This window comes from Mycobacterium sp. NGS39 (assembly GCF_059812765.1).
This window is the reverse complement of sequence record NZ_JCALDH010000014.1, coordinates 103,730-122,686: the sequence shown is the minus strand read 5'-3', so window position 1 is coordinate 122,686 and position 18,957 is coordinate 103,730. Positions and strand designations below refer to the sequence as shown.

Annotated in this window: 18 protein-coding genes and 1 pseudogene; 8 read left to right on the top strand and 11 right to left on the bottom strand. The window is 65.9% G+C overall.

The window, feature by feature from the left end:
• Nucleotides 1-2: 2 nt before the first annotated feature.
• The 4 genes from AC5Y39_RS18875 to AC5Y39_RS18860 form a co-directional block, all read right to left on the bottom strand.
• A complete protein-coding gene (locus tag AC5Y39_RS18875; protein ID WP_499907031.1) occupies nucleotides 3-845 on the bottom strand; it encodes an MlaE family ABC transporter permease in 843 nt (280 codons plus the stop codon).
• Nucleotides 846-847: 2 nt separating this feature from the next.
• A complete protein-coding gene (locus AC5Y39_RS18870) occupies nucleotides 848-1,612 on the bottom strand; it encodes an MlaE family ABC transporter permease (protein ID WP_500020634.1) in 765 nt (254 codons plus the stop codon).
• 261 nt (nucleotides 1,613-1,873) lie between these two features.
• Nucleotides 1,874-2,767, bottom strand: coding sequence for a 3-oxoacyl-ACP reductase (locus AC5Y39_RS18865; protein WP_500020856.1), 894 nt, complete (start codon nucleotides 2,765-2,767; stop codon nucleotides 1,874-1,876).
• 58 nt (nucleotides 2,768-2,825) lie between these two features.
• The gene (locus tag AC5Y39_RS18860) at nucleotides 2,826-3,017 is read right to left on the bottom strand and encodes a ferredoxin (RefSeq protein ID WP_499907035.1); all 192 of its coding nucleotides are present in this window, start codon (nucleotides 3,015-3,017) and stop codon (nucleotides 2,826-2,828) included.
• 178 nt (nucleotides 3,018-3,195) lie between these two features.
• Here AC5Y39_RS18860 and AC5Y39_RS18855 point away from each other — a divergent pair, with 178 nt between their 5' ends.
• From AC5Y39_RS18855 to AC5Y39_RS18840, 4 genes are read left to right on the top strand one after another with little or no spacing between them, the layout of a single operon-like run.
• A complete protein-coding gene (locus AC5Y39_RS18855) occupies nucleotides 3,196-4,377 on the top strand; it encodes an acyl-CoA dehydrogenase (RefSeq protein ID WP_500020858.1) in 1,182 nt (393 codons plus the stop codon).
• A 9-nt stretch (nucleotides 4,378-4,386) separates the two neighbouring features.
• Nucleotides 4,387-5,484 carry an acyl-CoA dehydrogenase family protein gene (locus AC5Y39_RS18850; RefSeq protein WP_500020636.1) on the top strand — a complete coding sequence of 366 codons (1,098 nt, stop codon included), beginning with the start codon at nucleotides 4,387-4,389 and terminating at the stop codon, nucleotides 5,482-5,484.
• Nucleotides 5,485-5,488: 4 nt separating this feature from the next.
• Nucleotides 5,489-6,997: a long-chain-fatty-acid--CoA ligase FadD17 gene (gene fadD17, locus AC5Y39_RS18845; protein ID WP_500020638.1), complete on the top strand. Its 1,509-nt coding sequence runs from the start codon at nucleotides 5,489-5,491 to the stop codon at nucleotides 6,995-6,997.
• 47 nt (nucleotides 6,998-7,044) lie between these two features.
• A complete protein-coding gene (locus tag AC5Y39_RS18840; protein WP_500020640.1) occupies nucleotides 7,045-7,653 on the top strand; it encodes a helix-turn-helix domain-containing protein in 609 nt (202 codons plus the stop codon).
• On the opposite strand, the pseudogene AC5Y39_RS18835 reads toward AC5Y39_RS18840, so the two are convergent.
• Nucleotides 7,603-8,597 (bottom strand): annotated as a pseudogene (locus tag AC5Y39_RS18835) (NAD-dependent epimerase/dehydratase family protein). The gene AC5Y39_RS18840 and the pseudogene AC5Y39_RS18835 overlap by 51 nt on opposite strands.
• Nucleotides 8,598-8,635: 38 nt before the next feature.
• Between AC5Y39_RS18835 and AC5Y39_RS18830 the strand changes: the two are divergent.
• A complete protein-coding gene (locus AC5Y39_RS18830) occupies nucleotides 8,636-9,853 on the top strand; it encodes an NADH:flavin oxidoreductase (RefSeq protein ID WP_500020642.1) in 1,218 nt (405 codons plus the stop codon).
• A gap of 11 nt (nucleotides 9,854-9,864) precedes the next feature.
• On the opposite strand, the gene AC5Y39_RS18825 is transcribed toward AC5Y39_RS18830, so the two are convergent.
• From AC5Y39_RS18825 to AC5Y39_RS18815, 3 genes are all read right to left on the bottom strand, one after another.
• Nucleotides 9,865-10,095: a hypothetical protein gene (locus AC5Y39_RS18825; RefSeq protein ID WP_500020644.1), complete on the bottom strand. Its 231-nt coding sequence runs from the start codon at nucleotides 10,093-10,095 to the stop codon at nucleotides 9,865-9,867.
• A 153-nt stretch (nucleotides 10,096-10,248) separates the two neighbouring features.
• Complete coding sequence (locus tag AC5Y39_RS18820; protein ID WP_500020646.1) at nucleotides 10,249-11,370, bottom strand: NAD(P)H-dependent flavin oxidoreductase; 1,122 nt, start codon at nucleotides 11,368-11,370, stop codon at nucleotides 10,249-10,251.
• Nucleotides 11,370-13,019: an acyl-CoA synthetase gene (locus AC5Y39_RS18815; protein ID WP_500020647.1), complete on the bottom strand. Its 1,650-nt coding sequence runs from the start codon at nucleotides 13,017-13,019 to the stop codon at nucleotides 11,370-11,372. Before AC5Y39_RS18815 ends, AC5Y39_RS18820 begins: the two co-directional genes overlap by 1 nt.
• A gap of 49 nt (nucleotides 13,020-13,068) precedes the next feature.
• On the opposite strand from AC5Y39_RS18815, the gene AC5Y39_RS18810 reads away from it, so the two are divergent.
• Entirely contained in the window at nucleotides 13,069-13,869 is an 801-nt protein-coding gene (locus tag AC5Y39_RS18810; RefSeq protein WP_500020649.1) for a crotonase/enoyl-CoA hydratase family protein, read from the top strand.
• A gap of 113 nt (nucleotides 13,870-13,982) precedes the next feature.
• A complete protein-coding gene (locus AC5Y39_RS18805) occupies nucleotides 13,983-14,819 on the top strand; it encodes a type IV toxin-antitoxin system AbiEi family antitoxin (RefSeq protein WP_500020651.1) in 837 nt (278 codons plus the stop codon).
• Between the two features lie 56 nt (nucleotides 14,820-14,875).
• Here AC5Y39_RS18805 and AC5Y39_RS18800 read toward each other — a convergent pair whose 3' ends face one another.
• Genes AC5Y39_RS18800 through AC5Y39_RS18790 form a run of 3 tightly spaced genes read right to left on the bottom strand, consistent with a single transcriptional unit; the run spans nucleotide 14,876 to nucleotide 17,891 of the window.
• Nucleotides 14,876-16,099, bottom strand: a complete 1,224-nt coding sequence (locus AC5Y39_RS18800) for a cytochrome P450 (protein WP_500020653.1) — start codon at nucleotides 16,097-16,099, stop codon at nucleotides 14,876-14,878.
• Complete coding sequence (locus AC5Y39_RS18795) at nucleotides 16,096-16,815, bottom strand: acetoacetate decarboxylase family protein (protein WP_500020655.1); 720 nt, start codon at nucleotides 16,813-16,815, stop codon at nucleotides 16,096-16,098. Before AC5Y39_RS18795 ends, AC5Y39_RS18800 begins: the two co-directional genes overlap by 4 nt.
• 44 nt (nucleotides 16,816-16,859) lie before the next feature.
• Nucleotides 16,860-17,891, bottom strand: a complete 1,032-nt coding sequence (locus tag AC5Y39_RS18790; RefSeq protein WP_500020657.1) for an LLM class F420-dependent oxidoreductase — start codon at nucleotides 17,889-17,891, stop codon at nucleotides 16,860-16,862.
• Nucleotides 17,892-17,959: 68 nt separating this feature from the next.
• Between AC5Y39_RS18790 and AC5Y39_RS18785 the strand changes: the two genes are divergently transcribed.
• Nucleotides 17,960-18,952, top strand: coding sequence for a Zn-ribbon domain-containing OB-fold protein (locus AC5Y39_RS18785; RefSeq protein ID WP_500020658.1), 993 nt, complete (start codon nucleotides 17,960-17,962; stop codon nucleotides 18,950-18,952).
• Nucleotides 18,953-18,957 lie beyond the last annotated feature (5 nt).

Below are 18,957 nucleotides of genomic sequence, written 5' to 3'. Positions count from 1 at the left end.
CTCTATCCGGAAAGGTTGAAATTACCGGACGGGCCGTACACGGCGAGAGAAATGCACAAAGTAATCACTACAACCACGATGAGCGACGTACGCACCGCCTGCCCCACCGCGATGCCGACTCCCACCGGCCCCCCGGACGCGTTGTAGCCGTAGTAGGTGTGCACCAGCATCACCGCGATCGACATGGCGATCGCCTGCGAGAACGACCACAGCAAATCCGTGGGAATCAGAAACGTGTTGAAGTAGTGGTCGTACAAGCCGCCTGACTGCCCATTGATATAGACAGTGGTGAAGCGAGCCGCGAAGAACGCCGCCAGCACCGACAGCGAGTAGAGCGGAACGATCGCGATCAACCCTGCGACGATCCGGGTGGACACCAGGTACGACACGGAGTGAATCGCCATGGCCTCGAACGCGTCGATCTCTTCCGAGACCCGCTGGGCACCTAATTGCGCCGTGGTGCCCGCGCCGATGGTGGCGGCCAGCGCAATCCCCGCGATCACCGGCGCGACGATGCGGACATTGAGGAACGCCGACAAGAACCCCGTGAGCGCTTCGATGCCGATGTTGCCGAGCGACGAGAAGCCCTGCACCGCGATGACCCCGCCAGAGGCCAAGGTCAAAAACGTCGCCACGCCCACGGTGCCTCCGATCACCAGCAAAGCACCGCTGCCCAGCGTCATCTCGGCGATCAGCCGGACCGTTTCCTTGCGGTAGCGCGTGACGGCGTTGGGAATCCACCGAAGCGACTCTGCGTAGAACAGCGCCTGCTCGCCAAAGGTGTCCACGGCATTGGGGACGCCGGTCAATACGCGCCGCAGCCGCAGGGTTACGTCGTAGCTCATGGTTACCGGGCCAGCACTCGGACGCCGATCGCGGTCATCAGGACGTTGATCACGAACAGACAGATGAACGCGTAGACCACGGTTTCGTTGACCGCATTACCCACGCCCTTCGGGCCGCCCTTCACGGTCAGCCCCCGGTAACAGCCCACCAGGCCCGCGCAGACGCCGAACAGTAGCGCCTTGACCTCGGCGAGCACCAGCTCGCCTAGGCCGGTCAAGACTGTGAGTCCGTCGATGAAGGCGCCGGGATTGACGCCTTGCAGCAGCACCGAGAACACGTAGCCGCCGGACAGGCCGATTGCGCACACCAGCCCGTTGAGCAGCAGCGCGACCAACGTCGACGCCAGCACGCGTGGCACCACTAGCCGCTGGATCGGGTCGATGCCGAGTACGCGCATCGCGTCGATCTCTTCGCGGATGGTGCGGGCGCCCAGGTCTGCGCAGATCGCGGTGGCGCCGGCCCCGGCGACCACCAGTACGGTGACCACAGGCCCCAGCTGGGTGATCGTTCCGAACGCAGTGCCGGCCCCGGACAGGTCAGCGGCACCGATCTCACGCAGCAGGATGTTGAGTGTAAAGGCGACCAGCACCGTGAATGGGATCGCCACCAGCAGCGTCGGCACCAGTGACACGCGGGCAATCATCCACATCTGCTCGAGGAACTCGCGGAACTGAAACGGCCGGCGGAAAGCCGCCCGCAGCGTGTCGCCAGACATTTCGAAGAAGCCGCCCACGGCCCGAGCCGGAACCGCGAGCTGATCCTTCACTCGGCCCCCTTTCCCGGGCGTGCGGGCAAGATCACTGCTCACGGGCGAAGCCGGTGAATTGGCTGGCGCGGCGCTTTTCCCACCCCTCGACAGGACGCGAGGCTGTGTGAGCCGGATCATACTAACTAGAACAAGTTCGGGGAGTCAAAGATGGGAGAAAGTAACGGTAGCTCCATACTCTTCCTGTTCACAGCTTGCTGTGAGCTAGATCTCTAGAACGTGTTCTAGGTGTCAAGGTGCCGTCGGTTGACGGTGGCGTCATTATCGGCCTCCCATCAGCTGGGTCGCCGCGAACGTCAGCTCAGGATCCCGGTCAGCAAAGTATTTCTGCAAGGTGGCGCTGAGTTCGTCCGCTGCCCAGGCTGCGCCATCGGCGGTGAACCGCTGCTCGGCGGTGGGCGCAGCGACCAGCGTGATCGACGGCCCGTAGACAATGAACAGTTGCCCGTTGACCGCTTCGGCAGCCGGTGAGGCCAAGAAACGCACCAGCGTGACCACATGGTCAGGCGACAGCGGGTCGATGTCGGCGTCCGCGGGTGCCTCGCCGAACACGTCGGCAGTCATGGCGGTGCGGGCCCGCGGGCAGATCGCGTTGGCACATACACCGTAGCGGCGCAGCGCCCTGGCCGCGGACAGCGTCAGCGCGGTGATGCCGGCCTTGGCGGCTCCGTAATTGGCCTGTCCGGCCGGGCCGGACAGGCCGGCTTCCGACGAGGTGTTGATGAGCCGGCCCCAGGTCTGCCCGCCCGCCTCTTTGGCGCGCGCCCGCCAATACGCGGCGGCGTTGCGGGTCAGCAGGAAATGCCCACGCAGATGAATCCTGATGACGAGGTCCCAGTCCTCGTCGGTCATGTTGAACAGCATCCGGTCGCGAGTGATCCCGGCATTGTTGACGACGATGTCGAGGCCGCCTTCACGCTCAGCGGCGGACACCATCTCGTCGGCGGTCGACCGTTCGGCGACATCGCCGGCCACCGCGACACCCTTGCTGCCCGCAGCCTTGATTTCGTCGAACACATCAGATGCGTCCAGCGCCGCGGCCAGGTCGTTGACGATCACGGTTGCGCCTGCGTGGGCCAGCCCGATCGCTTCGGCCCGACCCAGGCCGGCCGCGGCACCGGTGATCACCGCGACGCGACCGGACAGATCGGTCAACTGATCGGCCTGACGGCCAGCCTCATGCCCCTCAGATGCGCTCAAGTTATGAATACCTCTAGTCCTTCCGCAACAACGCGGCGCGGGGGCATTCGGCGATCGCCTGCTCGGCCAGGTTCTCCTCGTCGGCCGGCACCGGATCCTTCTTCACCACCGCGTAGTCCTCGTCGTCGAGATCGAATAGGTCTGGCGCGATTCCCACGCACACCGCGTTACCTTCACAGCGATCGCGGTCCACTTCAACCCGCACGACAACCTCCTCGCAATCACCTGGGCACTGCCGTTTTAGCGCAGCACCCACAATACGGACCAGGCTGGCGCGCAGCTGGCGGAAACCATGCCTGGACCGCAAGACTAGAACGTGTTACAACCAGGAATACGCCGGGGTAGCGGCCCGGCGGTTGTCAACGACGAAGGACGACGACGCGATGCGGATCAGCTACACCCCTGAGCAGGAGGAGTTGCGCCGCGAGCTGCGGTCGTACTTCGCCAAGCTCATGACACCGGAGCGCACCGAAGCGCTGTCCATGACGTCGGGCGAATACGGGTCCGGCAATGTCTACCGGGAGACGGTCGCGCAGATGGGGCGCGACGGCTGGCTGGCGCTGGGCTGGCCCAAGGAGTACGGCGGGCAGGCCCGCTCGGCGATGGATCAGCTGATCTTCACCGACGAGGCCGCGATCGCCGGCGCACCGGTGCCGTTTCTGACCATCAACAGTGTCGCGCCGACGATCATGGCGTACGGCACCGACGAGCAGAAGCGCTTCTATCTTCCCAAGATCGCCTCCGGCGATATCCACTTCGCAATCGGCTACTCCGAGCCGGGGGCAGGCACCGATCTGGCCGCGTTGCGCACCACCGCGGTGCGCGACGGCGACGACTACGTGATCAACGGCCAGAAGATGTGGACCAGCCTGATCCAGTACGCCGACTATGTGTGGCTGGCCGTGCGCACCAACCGGCATGCCAAGAAGCACCGCGGCATCTCCGTGCTGATCGTGCCCACCGACGCGCCAGGATTCTCCTGGACACCGGTGCACACGATGGCCGGCCCGGACACCAGCGCGACGTACTACCAGGACGTGCGCGTCCCGGCGGCCAACCTGGTCGGCGAAGAGAACGGCGGCTGGAGGCTGGTGACCAATCAGCTCAACCACGAGCGCGTCGCGCTGGTGTCGGCGCAGCCGATCTTCTTGGCGCTCAATGCCGTTCGGGAGTGGGCGCAGAACACTAAGGACGTCCACGGGACACGGCTGATCGACGCCGAATGGGTCCAGGTGAACCTGGCCCGCGTGCACGCCAAGGCCGAGGTGCTCAAGCTGATCAACTGGGAACTGGCCTCTGCGGCGGAGGTTGCTCCGTCACCGGCCGACGCGTCGGCGGCGAAGGTGCTGGGCACTGAACTGGCCACCGAGGCGTACCGGTTGCTGATGGAGGTGCTCGGCACGGCCGCGACCGTGCGGCAGGATTCCACCGGCGCGCTGCTGCGCGGGCGGGTCGAGCGCATGCACCGGGCCTGCCTGATCCTGACGTTCGGCGGCGGCACCAATGAAATTCAGCGCGACATCATCGGCATGGTGGCGCTGGGACTGCCGCGAGTGGAGCGCTGAGAGGACACCATGGATTTCTCGCAAACCGAAGCCGCCGACGATCTCGCCGGGCTGGTACGCACCATCACCGAGGCGGTGTGCACACCCGAGCATCAGCGTGAACTCGACGGTTTGGAGCAACGGCTCGACCGCGAACTGTGGTCGAAACTGATCGACGCCGACGTCCTCAGCGCCGCTGCGCCGGAACCGTTGGGTGGTGGCGGTTTTGGCGTGCTGGAGCAGGCCGCGGTGCTGACAGCGCTGGGCCGGCAGCTGGCGGCCGTGCCGTACCTGGAGTCGGTGGTGCTGGGGTCCGCCGCACTGGCGCAATTCGGCACCAGCGACCTACAGCAGGCGTGGGCGGTGCCTGCCATCTCCGGCGAGAAGATCATCACCGTGGCACTCGACGCCGAGATGGGTGCGGGGCCAGTGCAGGCGACGCCGAGCGGCGCGGGCTACCGGCTCACCGGCACCCGCACCCAGGTGAACTACGCGCCCGTGGCCGACGCATTCCTGGTGCCCACCGAAACCGATTCCGGCACAGTGGTTTTCCTGGTCGCATCGTCTGACCCCGGCGTGTCGGTGACCGCGCTGCAGACCACCGGGCAGGGCAGTGTCGGACATCTCGACCTGCACGGCGTCGAAGTCGACGCGGGCCGGGCAGCCGGCGGCACGGACGCCGTCGACTGGCTCACCACGCTGGCCACGCTGGGCCGCGCCGCGTATCAGCTGGGGGTCTTGGAGCGGTCGCTGGAGCTGACCGCCGAATACGCGCGCACGCGTGAACAATTCAACCGGCCGATCGGGAGTTTCCAGGCGGTGGCGCAACGTCTCGCCGACGGCTACATCGACGTAAAAGGACTGCGCCTGACGCTCACTCAGGCGGCCTGGCGGCTGTCCGAAGGCCTGCCCGCCGACGTCGAGGTGGCGACGGCCGCGTTCTGGGCTGCCGACGCCGGCCATCGCATCGCGCACACCACCGTGCATGTGCACGGCGGCGTCGGAATCGACATCGACCATCCCGTGCACCGCTACTTCCTGGTGGCCAAGCAGATCGAGTTCGGGATCGGTTCCGCCACAGGCCAACTGCGCCGGATCGGCCGCGAGCTGGCCGACACGCCGGTGTGACCGCGTGACCGACGAGCTCCCGACCGTCACCGAGCTGGTGACTCCGCTCGTCGAGGTCGACGACCGCGGAGTGTTCTTCGAAGACGAGTTCATCAGCTGGCGCAACCACATTCGGCAGGGCGCCGCGGTAGCGGCGGCACTGCACGCACGTCTGGATCCGACCCGCCCGCCGCATGTCGGTGTGCTTCTGCAGAACACGCCGTTCTTCTCGTCGGTGCTCCTCGCAGCGGCGCTCACCGGGATCGTCCCGGTGGGGCTGAACCCGGTGCGCCGCGGCGCCGCTCTGGACCGCGATGTCCGCCATGCGGACTGTCAACTGGTGCTTGCCGATTCCGCATTGGCCGAGGGTCTGGGCGACACCGACTACGTCGACGTCGACTCCGCCGAGTGGGCAGCCGAACTCGAGAAGTTCGCGGATGCCCCGGTGGTCGCGCAGACCGCAAAACCGTCGGATCCGTTCATGTTGATCTACACCTCAGGCACCAGCGGTGACCCGAAGGCGGTGATCTGCAGTCACGGGAAGGTGGCCATTGCCGGTGTCACGATGACCGAGCGCTTCGGCCTGGGCCCCGCTGACGTCTGCTACGTGTCGATGCCGTTGTTCCACTCCAACGCAGTTCTCGTCGGATGGTCGGTCGCGTTGGCCTGTCGCGGGTCAATGGCGTTGCGCCGCAAGTTTTCTGCATCGCAATTCCTGGCTGATGTCCGCCGGTACGGTGCGACGTACGCAAACTACGTCGGCAAGCCGTTGTCGTACGTGCTCGCCACCCCCGAACGTCCCGACGACGCCGACAACCCGTTGCGCGTGGTGTACGGCAACGAGGGCGCACCTCGTGACATCGAGCGGTTCGCCCGCCGTTTCGGCACGCTGGTGGTCGACGGATTCGGCTCCACCGAAGGCGGGGTGGCGATCGCACGGACTCCTGACACACCAGCTGGGTCGCTGGGGCCGCTGCCCGACGGCGTCGAGATCGTCGACGTCGACACCGGCGAGGCGTGCCCGCCCGGGTTAACCGGCGAGCTGGTCAACATCTCAGGCGCAGGCCGATTCGAGGGCTACTACAACGACCCCAACGCCGATGCCGAGCGGATGGCCGGCGGTGTGTACCACAGCGGTGATTTGGCGTACCGCGACGAAGCCGGCTATGTGTACTTCGCGGGTCGGCTAGGTGACTGGATGCGGGTGGACGGCGAAAACCTGGGCGCCGCACCGATAGAACGCGTGCTGCTGCGCCACCCCGATGTCGTCGAGGCCGCGGTGTATCCGATACCGGCCCACGACGTCGGCGACCAGGTGATGGCAGCGCTGGTATTGCGCGACGGCGCTGCATTCGACCCGCAAGCGTTCCGCGAGTTCCTCGCCAGTCAGCCCGATCTGGGGCCCAAGCAGTGGCCGTCGTTCGTGCGGATCAGCACGGATCTCCCCCGCACGCACACGTTCAAAGTGCTCAAACGGCAGCTTTCGGCGCAAGGCGTCGAATGCGACGACCCGGTGTGGGAGATCGCACGGTAGGACCTGCGCGCTCCTGCTGTTCAATGGCTTTGTTGTTCAATGGCTTGGTGGCACGGGACACCGGTACCAGAGGCAGGCCACGTGATTCGTCCATCGACGATCGGGTTCTGGCAGCGACGCGCGAGCTGCTGGTCGAGGTCGGATGGCATCGGCTCAGCGTGCGGCTGATCGCGGCGCGAGCGGGTGTCGGCCGGGCAAGCCTGAACCGGCGGTGGCCGTCGAAGGCCGCCCTGGTGCTGCATGCAATCCTCGGCGAGTCACCGGATCTCACGCCGTTCGACGGAACCGACGTGGCGGGCTGGATCGACTGGGTGGTCCGCGGCAGTCATGAGCTGTTCAGCCGCCCGGACGTGAAAGCCGCCGTGCCGGGATTGCTTCTGGCGCTGCAAGACAACGAGGAGTTGCGACGGTCGCTGTGGTTGTCCTTCAGCGGGCCTGCGGTGGAGCTGTTCGTCGCCGACGTCGACGCCGTGGGGCACGACCAGCGTCGCCAGGCGGATCTCGACGCGCGGGCAGTGCTTGCGATGGCTGCCGGCGCGGCGCTGTTCCTCACGTCGGTAGCGACCGACGACGACACCGATGCGCTGCACGAGCGGATCGGTGACCTATTGAAGACGGCCATCGCCGGGTCCGCTGCGCAGCGACTCGACAATTGACTCCTCGGGCGAACGCCATTCGATGCCGAGTTCGGCGAGCGTCGCCGAGTCGTCGGTGGGGATGGCCGCGGTCAGCAGCAGAGCCGCTTCGTAGCTCAACCCGGCACCCACCGGCACGAACCGGCTGACGATGTCGCAGCACCGTCCGATGCCGCGAAACACGCTCGGCCGCAATGGGATCGCGTCACACGCCGACCGGTGCCCTTCTCCAGCGCGGTGATCATGTCGTCGAACGCGACCATCTTTCCGCCGCACAGGTAGCGCCGAGGGCCTCGACCCGGCTGCATCACTTTGCGATGGACTTGCGCGACGTCGCGAACGTCGACCATAGCCATGCCGCCGCGCAATCGCGGTGCAATCCCGGCTCGCACGATCGGCGCCCATCCGCTTTCGGTCACGCCCGGTCCGCTGCAGAACGCAGGGCCCACCACGCTCGATGGGTAGGTGATGACCACCGGCGCCCCGGCATGCTGCAGGCGCCGGGCAACCCGGTCGGCGTAGGCCTTGGTCTGCGCATACGCCGTCCGGCCTGACGCCGTCGGAGTGTCGGGCCCAATCACCTTGTCAGGCGGCGGAAACAGCGCACTGTAGCTACTCACGGAAACAATCGGATCCAGCCCCCGCTCGACCGCCCTCGTCAGGATTGTCTCGGTCGCATAGGCATTGATCTCCCACATCAATGTGGCCCGCCGGTTGTCTGTGCCGACGACACCGGCGGCGTGCAGTACGGCGTCGGAGCCGTCGAGAAGCCGGTCAATGGATTGCGCGTCGCGGACATCACCATCCAGCAGCGTGACGTCACCCAGCTCTCGGAGACGGTTCACCAGCGCGCCGCATTCTTCACCGGGTGCGACGAGCAGTCGAACGGCGTGACCGTCCTCGAGTAGTGCACGAACGGTGTGGGCGCCGAGATAGCCGGTGCCACCCGTCACTGCGATCTGCATATCCTCCGCTCTCTGCAAGCGTGTATATTACGGTGCCAATGGCATCGAAAAGCAGCCCGAACGCGGAATCGGCGGCCTTCACCCCGATGACGCTGGGTCCGTTGACCTTGAAGAACAGGTTCATCAAGGCGGCCACCTTCGAAGGGGTGATGCCGCGCGGCCAGGTCACCGACGAGCTGATCGGCTTCCACACCGCCGTCGCCCGAGGCGGCGCCGCGATGACCACAGTGGCCTATTGCGCGATCTCGCCGGGTGGCCGGGTGCACCGCGACACAATCGTCATGACCCGCGAATGCGTGCCGGCACTACGTCGGCTGACGGATGCCGTTCACCACGAAGACGCGCTGGTGTGCGCGCAAATCGGACACGCCGGCCTGGTGGCCAACACCTTGTCCAATCGCACGCCGACCCTCGCACCCACCACGCGTTTCAGCGCACCAGCGATGGCGCGGGTCAAAGGCGCCTCCCGGGAACAACTCGAAGCCGTGGTCGACGACTTCGGAAGTGCGGCTCGCAATGCGGTCGAGGCTGGGTTCGACGCCGTCGAAATCCACATGGGACACGGCTACCTGCTCAGCTCGTTCTTCAGCCCGAATCTGAACAAGCGGACCGACGAATTCGGCGGAGACGTCCGACGGCGCGCCGAACTGGCACGCCGGGTCGCCGAACGGGTCCGCGGCGTCGTCGGGCAATCGATCGCCGTGACCGCGAAGTTCAACATGGACGACGGTGTGCGAAAGGGTTTCTGGCTGGCCGACAGCCTTCCCACCGCCGCGATGCTGGAATCCGACGGCCATCTGGACGCCTTGCAGCTGACCGGTGGCAGCTCGCTTCTCAACCCGATGTATTACTTCCGTGGCGACGTGCCGATGGAGGAGTTCATCGCTGTGCAGCCCGCGGCCGTCGGTGCAGGATTGCGGATGATCGGTCAGCGCCTTTTCCGGACATATCCGTTCGAGGAAGCCTTCTTCCTGCCGCAGGCCCGCCAGTTCCGGGCAGCGTTGCGCATGCCGCTGATCTTGCTCGGCGGCATCAACCGGCTCGACACCGTGCACCGCGCCCTCGACGAGGGCTTCGAGTTCGTCGCGATGGCACGCGCGCTGCTGCGAGACCCGGACACTGTCAACAAGTTTCGCGAGGGCCATGCGACCGAAGGGCTGTGCATCCACTGTCAGAAGTGCATGCCCGCCGTCTACACCGGCACCCGTTGCGTCATCCGAGACACGCAAGCGGAGATCGCCGCGTCGCCTCGCTAGGCGAGCTCATCTCATCGGTACCAGGACTGGATGTCGGCGGCATGGCGCTGGTGCCATGACTGGAAATCGCCCTGCTGGTATTGCGTGGTGTGGCTTGGCGCCGGTGCATACGACGGAGATGTCGAGGGGGTTTCGGCGTGACTGGCGGTGGCGGTGCCGAGCGCGATCTGCGCGGGGGCGGCGGCCAGCACCGCACCGGCGGCGACTCGGCGCATCCACGTGGCGGTGGTCTGAGCGGTCATTGTGAACTCTCCTGCTGCGTTGGCATTTCGGCCCATCTTCCGGTGTGTTCCGGTGATGCACCTACTGTGCCGCAGCGCAAGAGAGGTGTCTGTCAGGCAACCGGCCCTGCGCCGGAGTATTCCGGCGTCCCCTGATCGGGGGACGATCGGCCGCTACCGGCCGGCGATCTCGTCGAGGCGCCGGGTGGCCGCCTCGAAGCCGTCGACCAGCTCGGCGATGATCTCGGCGACCGGGCGGATCTCGTTCATCCGGCCGACGATCTGGCCGACCGGCATCGCGACGACCGTGGGGTCGTTCGACTCGTTCATCCGCTGATGCGCCTCGGACACCAAGATGTTCTGCAGCGGCATCGGCAGCGGCTCGGGCGCATCCGGCGCGTCCCACGCATCGGTCCAGCGGCTCTTCAGTAGCCGGGCAGGCTTGCCGGTGTAGATGCGGCGCCGCACGGTGTCACTGGACGTGGCGTTGAGGAGCGCCCGCTGGATGGTCGACACCCCGGATTCGTCGCGCACGCCGAGGTGGTACTCGGTCGAGGTCAGAAACGCCGAACCCATCCACACGCCGGACGCGCCGAGCGCGAGCGCCGCAGCGACTTGCCGGCCGGTGCCGATACCGCCGGCTGCGAGCACCGGTGCCCGCCCTTGCAGCGCGTCGACGATTTCCGGCCACAGCACGATCGAGCCGATCTCGCCGGTGTGGCCGCCGGCCTCGTGGCCCTGGGCGACGACGATGTCGACGCCGTTGTCGACGTGCCGTTGCGCGTGCTTTGCGCTGCCGGCCAGCGCCGCCACCGGCACACCGGCCCGATGCGCCTGCTCGATCACGTCTACCGGTGGCGAACCGAGCGCGTTCGCGATCAACGAGATGGGATGCTTCAACGCCACCTCGACATGGCTGCGTGCCACTGAATGTAACCAGCCCAGAACACCTTCCGAGCGCTTCTCGTCATCGGGCAGCGGTGGCACACCAAGGTCGGCCAGCGTCTTGTCGACGAAGTCGCGGTGGCCCTGCGGGATCAGCTTCTCGATGTCGACGGCAGTGCCCTCCGTCGGCACCTTCGCCGGCATCACCACGTCCACGCCGTAGGGCAAGCCGTCGGTGTTGTCGTCCATCCACCGCAGGACGGCTTCGAGATCATCGGGGTCGTTGAACCGCACGCAGCCGAGCACGCCCAGCCCACCGGCTTTGCTCACCGCAGCTGCTACCCGCTCCGACGGGGTGAAGACGAAGATCGGGTATTCGATGCCGAAGCGGTCGCACAGTTCGGTGCGCATCAGGTTTTCGCCCCGACGTGTCGGGTGCTGACCTCGTCGGCCGGGCGGGCCTCGGTCTGCTCTTTGGCCCAGCGGTAATCGGGCTTGCCGGCCGGTGAGCGCTTTATCTCGTCGGTGTACCAAAGCGCCCGCGGCACTTTGTATCCCGCGATCTCGGAGCGTACGAACGCGTCGAGCTCGGCCAGTGTGGGCCGGGTTCCTTCTCGCGGCTGCACGACGGCCGCCACGCACTGCCCGTACCGATCGTCGGGAACGCCGACCACGAGCGCGTCGAACACATCCGGGTGGCCTTTGAGCGCGGCCTCGACCTCTTCGGGGTAGATCTTCTCGCCGCCGCTGTTGATCGACACCGATCCGCGCCCCAGCATGGTCACCGTGCCGTCGGCCTCGACCTGCGCGTAGTCGCCCGGAATGGCATAGCGCACACCGTTGATCACCCGGAACGTCTCAGCGGACTTCTTCTCGTCCTTGTAGTAGCCGACGGGCACGTGGCCTTTTTTGGCCAGTACGCCGCGCACTCCCGAGCCGGGCTTGACCTCGTTGCCGTCTTCGTCGAGCACGACGGTCCACTTGTCGATAGTGACTCGCGGTCCGCCGGTGTGCGCTTCGCCCTTGGCCACCAGGCTGGTGCCGCCGAAGCCGGTTTCCGAGGAGCCGATGGAGTCGGTGATCACCCGGTTGGGCAGTAGGTCCAGAAGCTTCTCTTTGATGCTCGGCGAGAACAACGCCGCGGTGCTGGCGAGCAGGAACAGCGACGACAGGTCGTAATCGTTGTCCTTGGTCAGCGCGTCGAGCAGCGGCCGGGCCATCGCGTCGCCGGTGAAGAACAGCAGGTTGACCTTGTGCTTGTGGACGGTGCGCCAGACCTCTTCGGCGTCGAATTCCGGTGCGAGAACGACGGTTCCGCCAGAGAACAGCGCCATCCAGGTGGCCGACTGGGTGGCACCGTGGATCATCGGCGGAATCGGGAACCGGACCATCGGCGGCCCGGCGGCGGCCTGCTTGGACAGGTCGTATTCGTCCTTGACGTACTCGCCGGTGGCGAAGTCGGTTCCGCCCAGCAGCACGCGGTAGATGTCTTCGTGACGCCACATCACACCTTTGGGGAAGCCGGTGGTGCCGCCGGTGTAGAGGAGGTAGATGTCGTCGGGGCTGCGCTCGCCGAAGTCGCGCTCCGGTGAGCCTTGCGAGAGCGCGTCGTAGAACTCGACGCCGCCGTAGCGCTGGTAGTCGTTGTCGCTGCCGTCTTCGACCACGAGGATCGTCTTGATGTTGGGAGTCTCCGGCAAGACGTTGGCCACGCGGTCGGAATATTGGCGTTCGTGGACCAGCGCCACCATGTCGGAGTTGTCGAAGAGGTAGCGAAGCTCGCTTTCGACGTAGCGGAAGTTGACGTTCACCAGGATCGCGCCGGCTTTGACGATGCCCAGCATCGCGATCACGATCTCGATGCGGTTGCGGCAGTACAGGCCGACCTTGTCGTCTTTCTTGACCCCGTGATCCAGCAGGTAGTGAGCGAGGCGGTTGGCCTTCTCCTCCAGCTCCGCGTACGTGATCTGCTCGTCACCGCAGATCAGCGCGACACGATCAGGCACGGCGTCGATGGCGTGCTCGGCAAGGTCTGCGATGTTCAAGGCCACGGAGCCCAAATTAGAACGTGTTACATTTCATGACAAGTCTGCAGGAAGGTGAGCGACTGTGAGCGAGTCCGACAAAGACGCCGACGCCCTCATTGAGCAGCGCGGACACACCCTGATCGTGACGCTGAACCGGCCCGAGGCACGCAACGCGCTGTCTACCGAGATGCTCTCGATAATGGTCGAGGCGTGGGACCGCGTCGACAATGATCCGGACATTCGCTCCTGCATCCTCACCGGCGCCGGCGGCTACTTCTGCTCGGGCATGGACCTCAAAGCTGCGTCGGCCCGGCCGCCGGGCGAGTCGTTCAAAGACGGCAGTTACGACCCATCCCGCATCGACGCGTTGTTGAAGGGCCGGCGGCTGACCAAGCCGTTGATCGCGGCGGTCGAAGGCCCGGCGATCGCGGGTGGCACCGAGATCCTGCAGGGCACCGACATCCGGGTGGCCGGTGAGAGCGCGAAATTCGGTGTGTCCGAAGCGAAGTGGAGCCTGTACCCGATGGGCGGGTCAGCCGTGCGGCTGCCGCGGCAAATCCCGTACACGCTGGCCGCCGACGTCCTGTTGACTGGGCGGCACCTTACAGCTGCGGAGGCCAAGGAGATCGGACTGATCGGGTACGTCGTGCCGGACGGTCAGGCGCTGGACAAGGCGTTGGAGATCGCCGAGACGATCAACAACAACGGCCCGCTGGCGGTGCAGGCGATCCTGAAGTCCATCCGGGAGACCGAGGGCATGCCCGAGAACGAGGCGTTCAAGATCGACACGCAGCTGGGTATCCAGGTCTTCTTGTCCGAGGACGCCAAGGAGGGCCCGCGCGCCTTCAAAGAGAAGCGCAAGCCGGAGTTCAAGGGCCGCTAGCTCGTCTGCTCTGGCTCTTTCGCCGAGCGTGAGCGCAGTGCGAATTCTCGAAGGTTTTCTCGCAACCAGCTCACGCTCGGCGACGTGTCGGTGGCTGACAGCACACTTCGGCCATGGACGAGCCATTCATTGGGAGCGAGGCCGTCGCATCCGGACGCCTCACGCCGTACCAATTGCGCAGCAGGTTCGTCGCGGTTCATAAAGATGTCTACCTCCCGCGCGGCACAAGGATGACCGCTGTCTCGCGAGCCACGGGGGCGTGGCTGTGGTCGAGGCGGGACGACGTGATCGCCGGCCGGTCCGCTGCCGCGCTGCACGGCGCGAAATGGGTCGACGCGCATCTGCCCGCGGAGGTGTTGTCGGACAACCGACGACCCCCCAAGGGAATCCGCACCTGGTCTGACCGCTGGGCCGATGACGAGGTGGAGTGGAAAAACGGCATCCGCTTGACGACGCCGGCCCGCACTGCTTTGGACATCGCCTGCCGCTATCCCGTGGCTGACGCCGTCGCGGCGATCGACGCGTTGGCCCGTGCCACCCGCCTCGAGATGGCCGACGTCGAACTGCTCGCGGCTCGGTATGCGGGTCGACGGGGGATGCGCAAGGCCCGCAAGGTAATCGAGCTCGTCGACGCCGGCGCCGAGTCACCGCGCGAAACCTGGTTGCGTTTGTTGCTCATTCGGGCCGGCTTTCCGCGGCCGCGAACGCAGATTCCCGTCTACGACGAGTACGGGGTCCTGATTGCAGTCATCGATATGGGCTGGGAGGACATCAAGGTCGGCGCCGATTACGAAGGTGACCATCACCTGGACCGCCGACGGGCCAACAAGGACATCCGTCGCGCCGAGGGCTTGGCCAACCAGGGGTGGATCGACGTTCGCGTGACCGTCGAGGACTGCGAGCAAGACATCATCCGCCAGATCAGGGACGCTCGCGCCCGCCGAGCGTGAGCTGGTTGCGAGAAATCAGCCGCGATTTCGCAGTGCGCTCACGCTCGGTGAAAAGGCTAGGCGCCGACGGGCTTGGTGGGAGTGAAGCGCACCGGCATTTTCTCCAGCCCGCTCACGAAGTTCGCCGGCCGCAGCGGCAGCGGGTCATCGGAGGCCAGCTGCAGATCGGGCAGCCGCTGCAGGAGCTTGGTCTGCATCACCGAAAGCTCAAGGCGTGCAAGCTGATTGCCCAAACAGAAGTGGGTCCCGAAGCCGAACGCCAGGTGGTTGTTGGGATAGCGGTCGATCCGGAAGTTCTCCGGGTCGCCGAACACCTTCTCGTCGAAGTTGGCCGACTCGAACAGCAGGATGACCTTCTCCCCCTGCTTCAACTGCGTGCCGTGGAACTCGACGTCTGCGGTGATGGTGCGCGCCATGTTCTTCACCGGGGAAGTCCAGCGCAACATCTCTTCGATGGCGTTGGGCAGCAGCGACAAATCGTCGACCAACCGCTGGTGCTGATCAGGGTGGCGGAGCAATTGCGCGGTGCCACCGGACAACGTGTGCCGGGTGGTCTCGTCGCCGCCGATCAGAAGCAGCAGCACCTCGGTGACGATCTCGTGGTCGGCAAGTTTCTCGCCGTCCACTTCGGCGTGCACCAGCACACTCACCAGGTCGTCGGTGGGCTCCTTCTTGCGGGCCTCGATCATGCCGGTCATGTACTCGGTGTAGGCCGCGAACGCGTCCATCGAGACCTGGAAGTCTTCTTCTGCGGTCGTGCTGCTCAAGAAGCTCACCATGTCGTCGGACCACTTGAGGAACATCTCGCGTTCCTCGGGCAGCACACCGAGCATGTCGCCGATCACCGCCATCGGCAGCGGCGCGGCGATGTCCCAGACGAAGTCGCATTCGCCGCGCTCGCAGACCGCGTCGATCAACCGGTCGCACAGCGCGGCGATCGCCGGCTCCCTGTCGCGCACCCGCTTTCGCGTGAAGCCGGCGTTGACGAGCTTGCGGCGCAACAGATGTGCGGGGTCGTCCATCGCGATCATCATCGGCGGCGCTTCTTGGTCCGGCCGAATGCCGCCGGCGTTGGAGAACAGCTCCGGCTGGCGCTCGGCGTCGATCACCGCCTGGTAGGAGGCGACGCCGGGCAGCCCGTTGCGATCGCGAAACACCGGCTCGTTTTCCCGCATCCACTTGTAGACCGATCGCGAGTCGCCGGCGTAAAACGCACCGTCGGTCAGATCTACGTCAGGCCTCGTCGCCTTCGGCGGAGCCGAAGAAACGAATTCCGTCACCGCACAACCTCCCGGGCGTCACCAAACGACATCTCGACGTTTTCAACGGAACTGGAGAACATCGCACGCTTTGGCAAACCCAACGAGGCGAGTTCCTTGGCATAGGGATGGTCCCCCAGCCACATTCGAACGCCGCCGACGCGACTGCGTACACCCGTACTCGACATCTCGAATGCTGTCTCGCGCGTGACGCCGTCGCGACACGAGTAGGTGCGTTGCGTTTGGGTCCGTGGAGTCAGCGCGATCGGCAGCCCTCGCCGGAACTCCATGCCGACGACGAACTGCCCGTCGATGTTCAGGTCGAAGCCGAATTGGCGGCCTTCGCGAATCGTGAGCTCGCCCATCACCTTTGGATAGCCCCAGATGGTGGTACCCGCTTCCAGCGTGAATTCCTGGTCGACGGGAAGGTGATGGATGAAAGCACCGGCGGACTGCAGGGCGCGCGGACCGCTTGCGGTCGAGCCGGGTGGGTTGACCATCACGTTGGTGCCGAACTCGTAGTACTGGCCCAGGTCGCCGTCGATGTAGTGCATCAGCATCAGGATCACGACGGCACGGCCGGGCAGCACGCGGCACACCTGAAGGCCGCTGTAGTCGATGAGCCGTTGCGCGGCGTCGGCGTCCACGAAGAACATCGCCATGTGCTGCCGGGCCTTGCGGATCTCGACTGGCATCGTGAGCACCTGGCCGGCGATCGTGTGCTGGGAGGCGGACATGGCGCTCACTGTAGAACGTGTTCTAAATCACCGACAAGCAATAGCTAGATCAACTCGGCGAGGCGCTTGATCTCGTCAGCGCTGCGCGCGGTCACCACCATCATCGTGACGCCGGCGGCTTCCCAGACGGCGACCTGCTTACGCACGTAGTCGGTGTCCCCGACGATCGCCGCGTCGTCGACCACCTCGTCGGGGATAATCTTGGCGGCTTCGTCCTTGCGGTTGGCGCGGAACAGCTTGGTGACCTCGTCCACCACCTCGCCGTAGCCCATGCGGCGGTAGACGTCGGCGTGGAAGTTGGTGTCCTCGGCACCCATGCCACCCATGTACAGGGCGAGGAAGGGTTTCATCGCCTCGAACGTTGCCGCGCGGTCGTCGGTGATCACGATGTTGGCGGTGGCGCACACCTCGAAGGTTTCGCGGGTGCGACGCGCGCCCGGTCTGGCGAACCCTTCGTCGAGCCACTCGTTGTACATGTCCGCCAGCCGCGGGGTGTAGAAGATCGGCAGCCAGCCGTCGCAGATCTCCGCGGCCAGCGCAATGTTCTTCGGTCCTTCGGCGCCCAGAAATATCGGGATATCGGCGCGCAGCGGATGGGTGATCGGCTTGAGCGCCTTGCCCAACCCGGTGGTGCCGTCACCTCGCAGCGGCAGGGGGTAGTGCGGGCCGTCGCTGGTCACGGGCGCTTCACGGGCCCAGACCTGCCGCACGATGTCGATGTACTCGCGGGTGCGGGCCAGCGGCTTGGGGAACTTCTGCCCGTACCAGCCCTCGACCACCTGCGGCCCGGACACGCCGAGGCCGAGGATGTGCCGGCCGCCGGACAGGTGGTCCAAGGTGAGCGCGGCCATGGCGCACGCCGTCGGGGTGCGGGCCGACAGCTGCACCACCGAGGTGCCCAGCCGGAGCCGCTGCGTCGACGAGCCCCACCAGGCCAGTGGCGTGTAGGCGTCAGAACCCCACGCTTCGGCGGTGAACACTGCGTCGAACCCAGCCTCCTCCGCCGCCGCGATCAGTTCGGGGGCGTTCGTCGGCGGCTGCGCACCCCAGTACCCCAGTTGCAAGCCGAGCTTCATGACCCACCTCTCTTGGCCGCCGCCACCGCTTCTTGCGACAGTTCTTAGAACCTGTTCTACTCGTTGGCGTGACTGTCAGCCAAAGTAGTCCGGCCTCGATTGACACATCGCAACCGCCCCTTTCGGCGCCATTGAAACTGGCCTTTGACTACACCCGTTCGGTCGGGCCGGTCCTCGGTCAGTTCTTCACCGCACTACGCGAGCGGCGCATCGTGGGGGTCCGCGGATCCGACGGACGCGTCTACGTGCCGCCGGCCGAGTACGACCCCGTCACGTACGAGCCGCTGCGCGAGATCGTACCGGTGGCAAGCGTCGGAACCGTGGTGTCGTGGACGTGGCAGCCGCAGCCGTTGGAGGGACAACCGCTGCAGCGGCCGTTCGCGTGGGCGCTGATCAAGCTCGACGGCGCCGACGTCCCGCTGGTGCATGCGGTCGACGCGGAATCGCCAGACAACATCGGCATCGGCACTCGAGTGCACGCGCACTGGGTCGACGAGCCGGTGGGCGCCATCACCGACATCGCGTACTTCGCACTGGGCGAGGAAGCCGAACCTGGCGGGCAGAACACCGACGACCGGGACCCGGTGAAGATCGTCGTGATCCCGTCCAGCATCGAGGTCCAACACAGCGCGTCGCATCCGGAAAGCGCATATCTGCGCGCGCTGCGAGAGGGCAAGCTGCTCGGCGCGCGGTCCGGCAAGAACGGCAAGGTGTATTTCCCTGCGCGAGAAGCGGACCCGGCCACCGGGGAGCCGCTCGACGAGTTCGTCGAACTGCCGGACAAGGGCACGGTGACTACATTCGCCGTCATCAACATCCCGTTCGCCGGACAGCGGATCAAGCCGCCGTACGTCGCGGCGTACGTGCTGCTCGACGGCGCCGACATCCCGTTTTTGCACCTGGTCACCGAGATCGACGCGTCGGAGGTCCGGATGGGCATGCGCGTCGAGGCCGTGTGGAAGCCCCGCGAGGAGTGGGATTTCGGCATCGACAACATCGACCACTTCCGGCCCTCCGGCGAGCCCGACGCCGACTACGACACCTACAAGCACCACCTCTAGAAGGA

Excerpts from the sequence above, each read along its gene's own strand:
- AC5Y39_RS18795 (WP_500020655.1), bottom strand. The coding sequence starts at position 16,815 with ATGTCCGCCTCCCAGCACACGATCGCCGGCCAGGTGCTCACGATGCCA.
- AC5Y39_RS18875 (WP_499907031.1), bottom strand. The coding sequence starts at position 845 with ATGAGCTACGACGTAACCCTGCGGCTGCGGCGCGTATTGACCGGCGTC.
- AC5Y39_RS18820 (WP_500020646.1), bottom strand. The coding sequence starts at position 11,370 with ATGCGCACCGAACTGTGCGACCGCTTCGGCATCGAATACCCGATCTTC.
- AC5Y39_RS18805 (WP_500020651.1), top strand. The coding sequence starts at position 13,983 with ATGGACGAGCCATTCATTGGGAGCGAGGCCGTCGCATCCGGACGCCTC.
- AC5Y39_RS18790 (WP_500020657.1), bottom strand. The coding sequence starts at position 17,891 with ATGAAGCTCGGCTTGCAACTGGGGTACTGGGGTGCGCAGCCGCCGACG.
- AC5Y39_RS18830 (WP_500020642.1), top strand. The coding sequence starts at position 8,636 with ATGGCATCGAAAAGCAGCCCGAACGCGGAATCGGCGGCCTTCACCCCG.
- AC5Y39_RS18825 (WP_500020644.1), bottom strand. The coding sequence starts at position 10,095 with ATGACCGCTCAGACCACCGCCACGTGGATGCGCCGAGTCGCCGCCGGT.
- AC5Y39_RS18850 (WP_500020636.1), top strand. The coding sequence starts at position 4,387 with ATGGATTTCTCGCAAACCGAAGCCGCCGACGATCTCGCCGGGCTGGTA.
- AC5Y39_RS18855 (WP_500020858.1), top strand. The coding sequence starts at position 3,196 with ATGCGGATCAGCTACACCCCTGAGCAGGAGGAGTTGCGCCGCGAGCTG.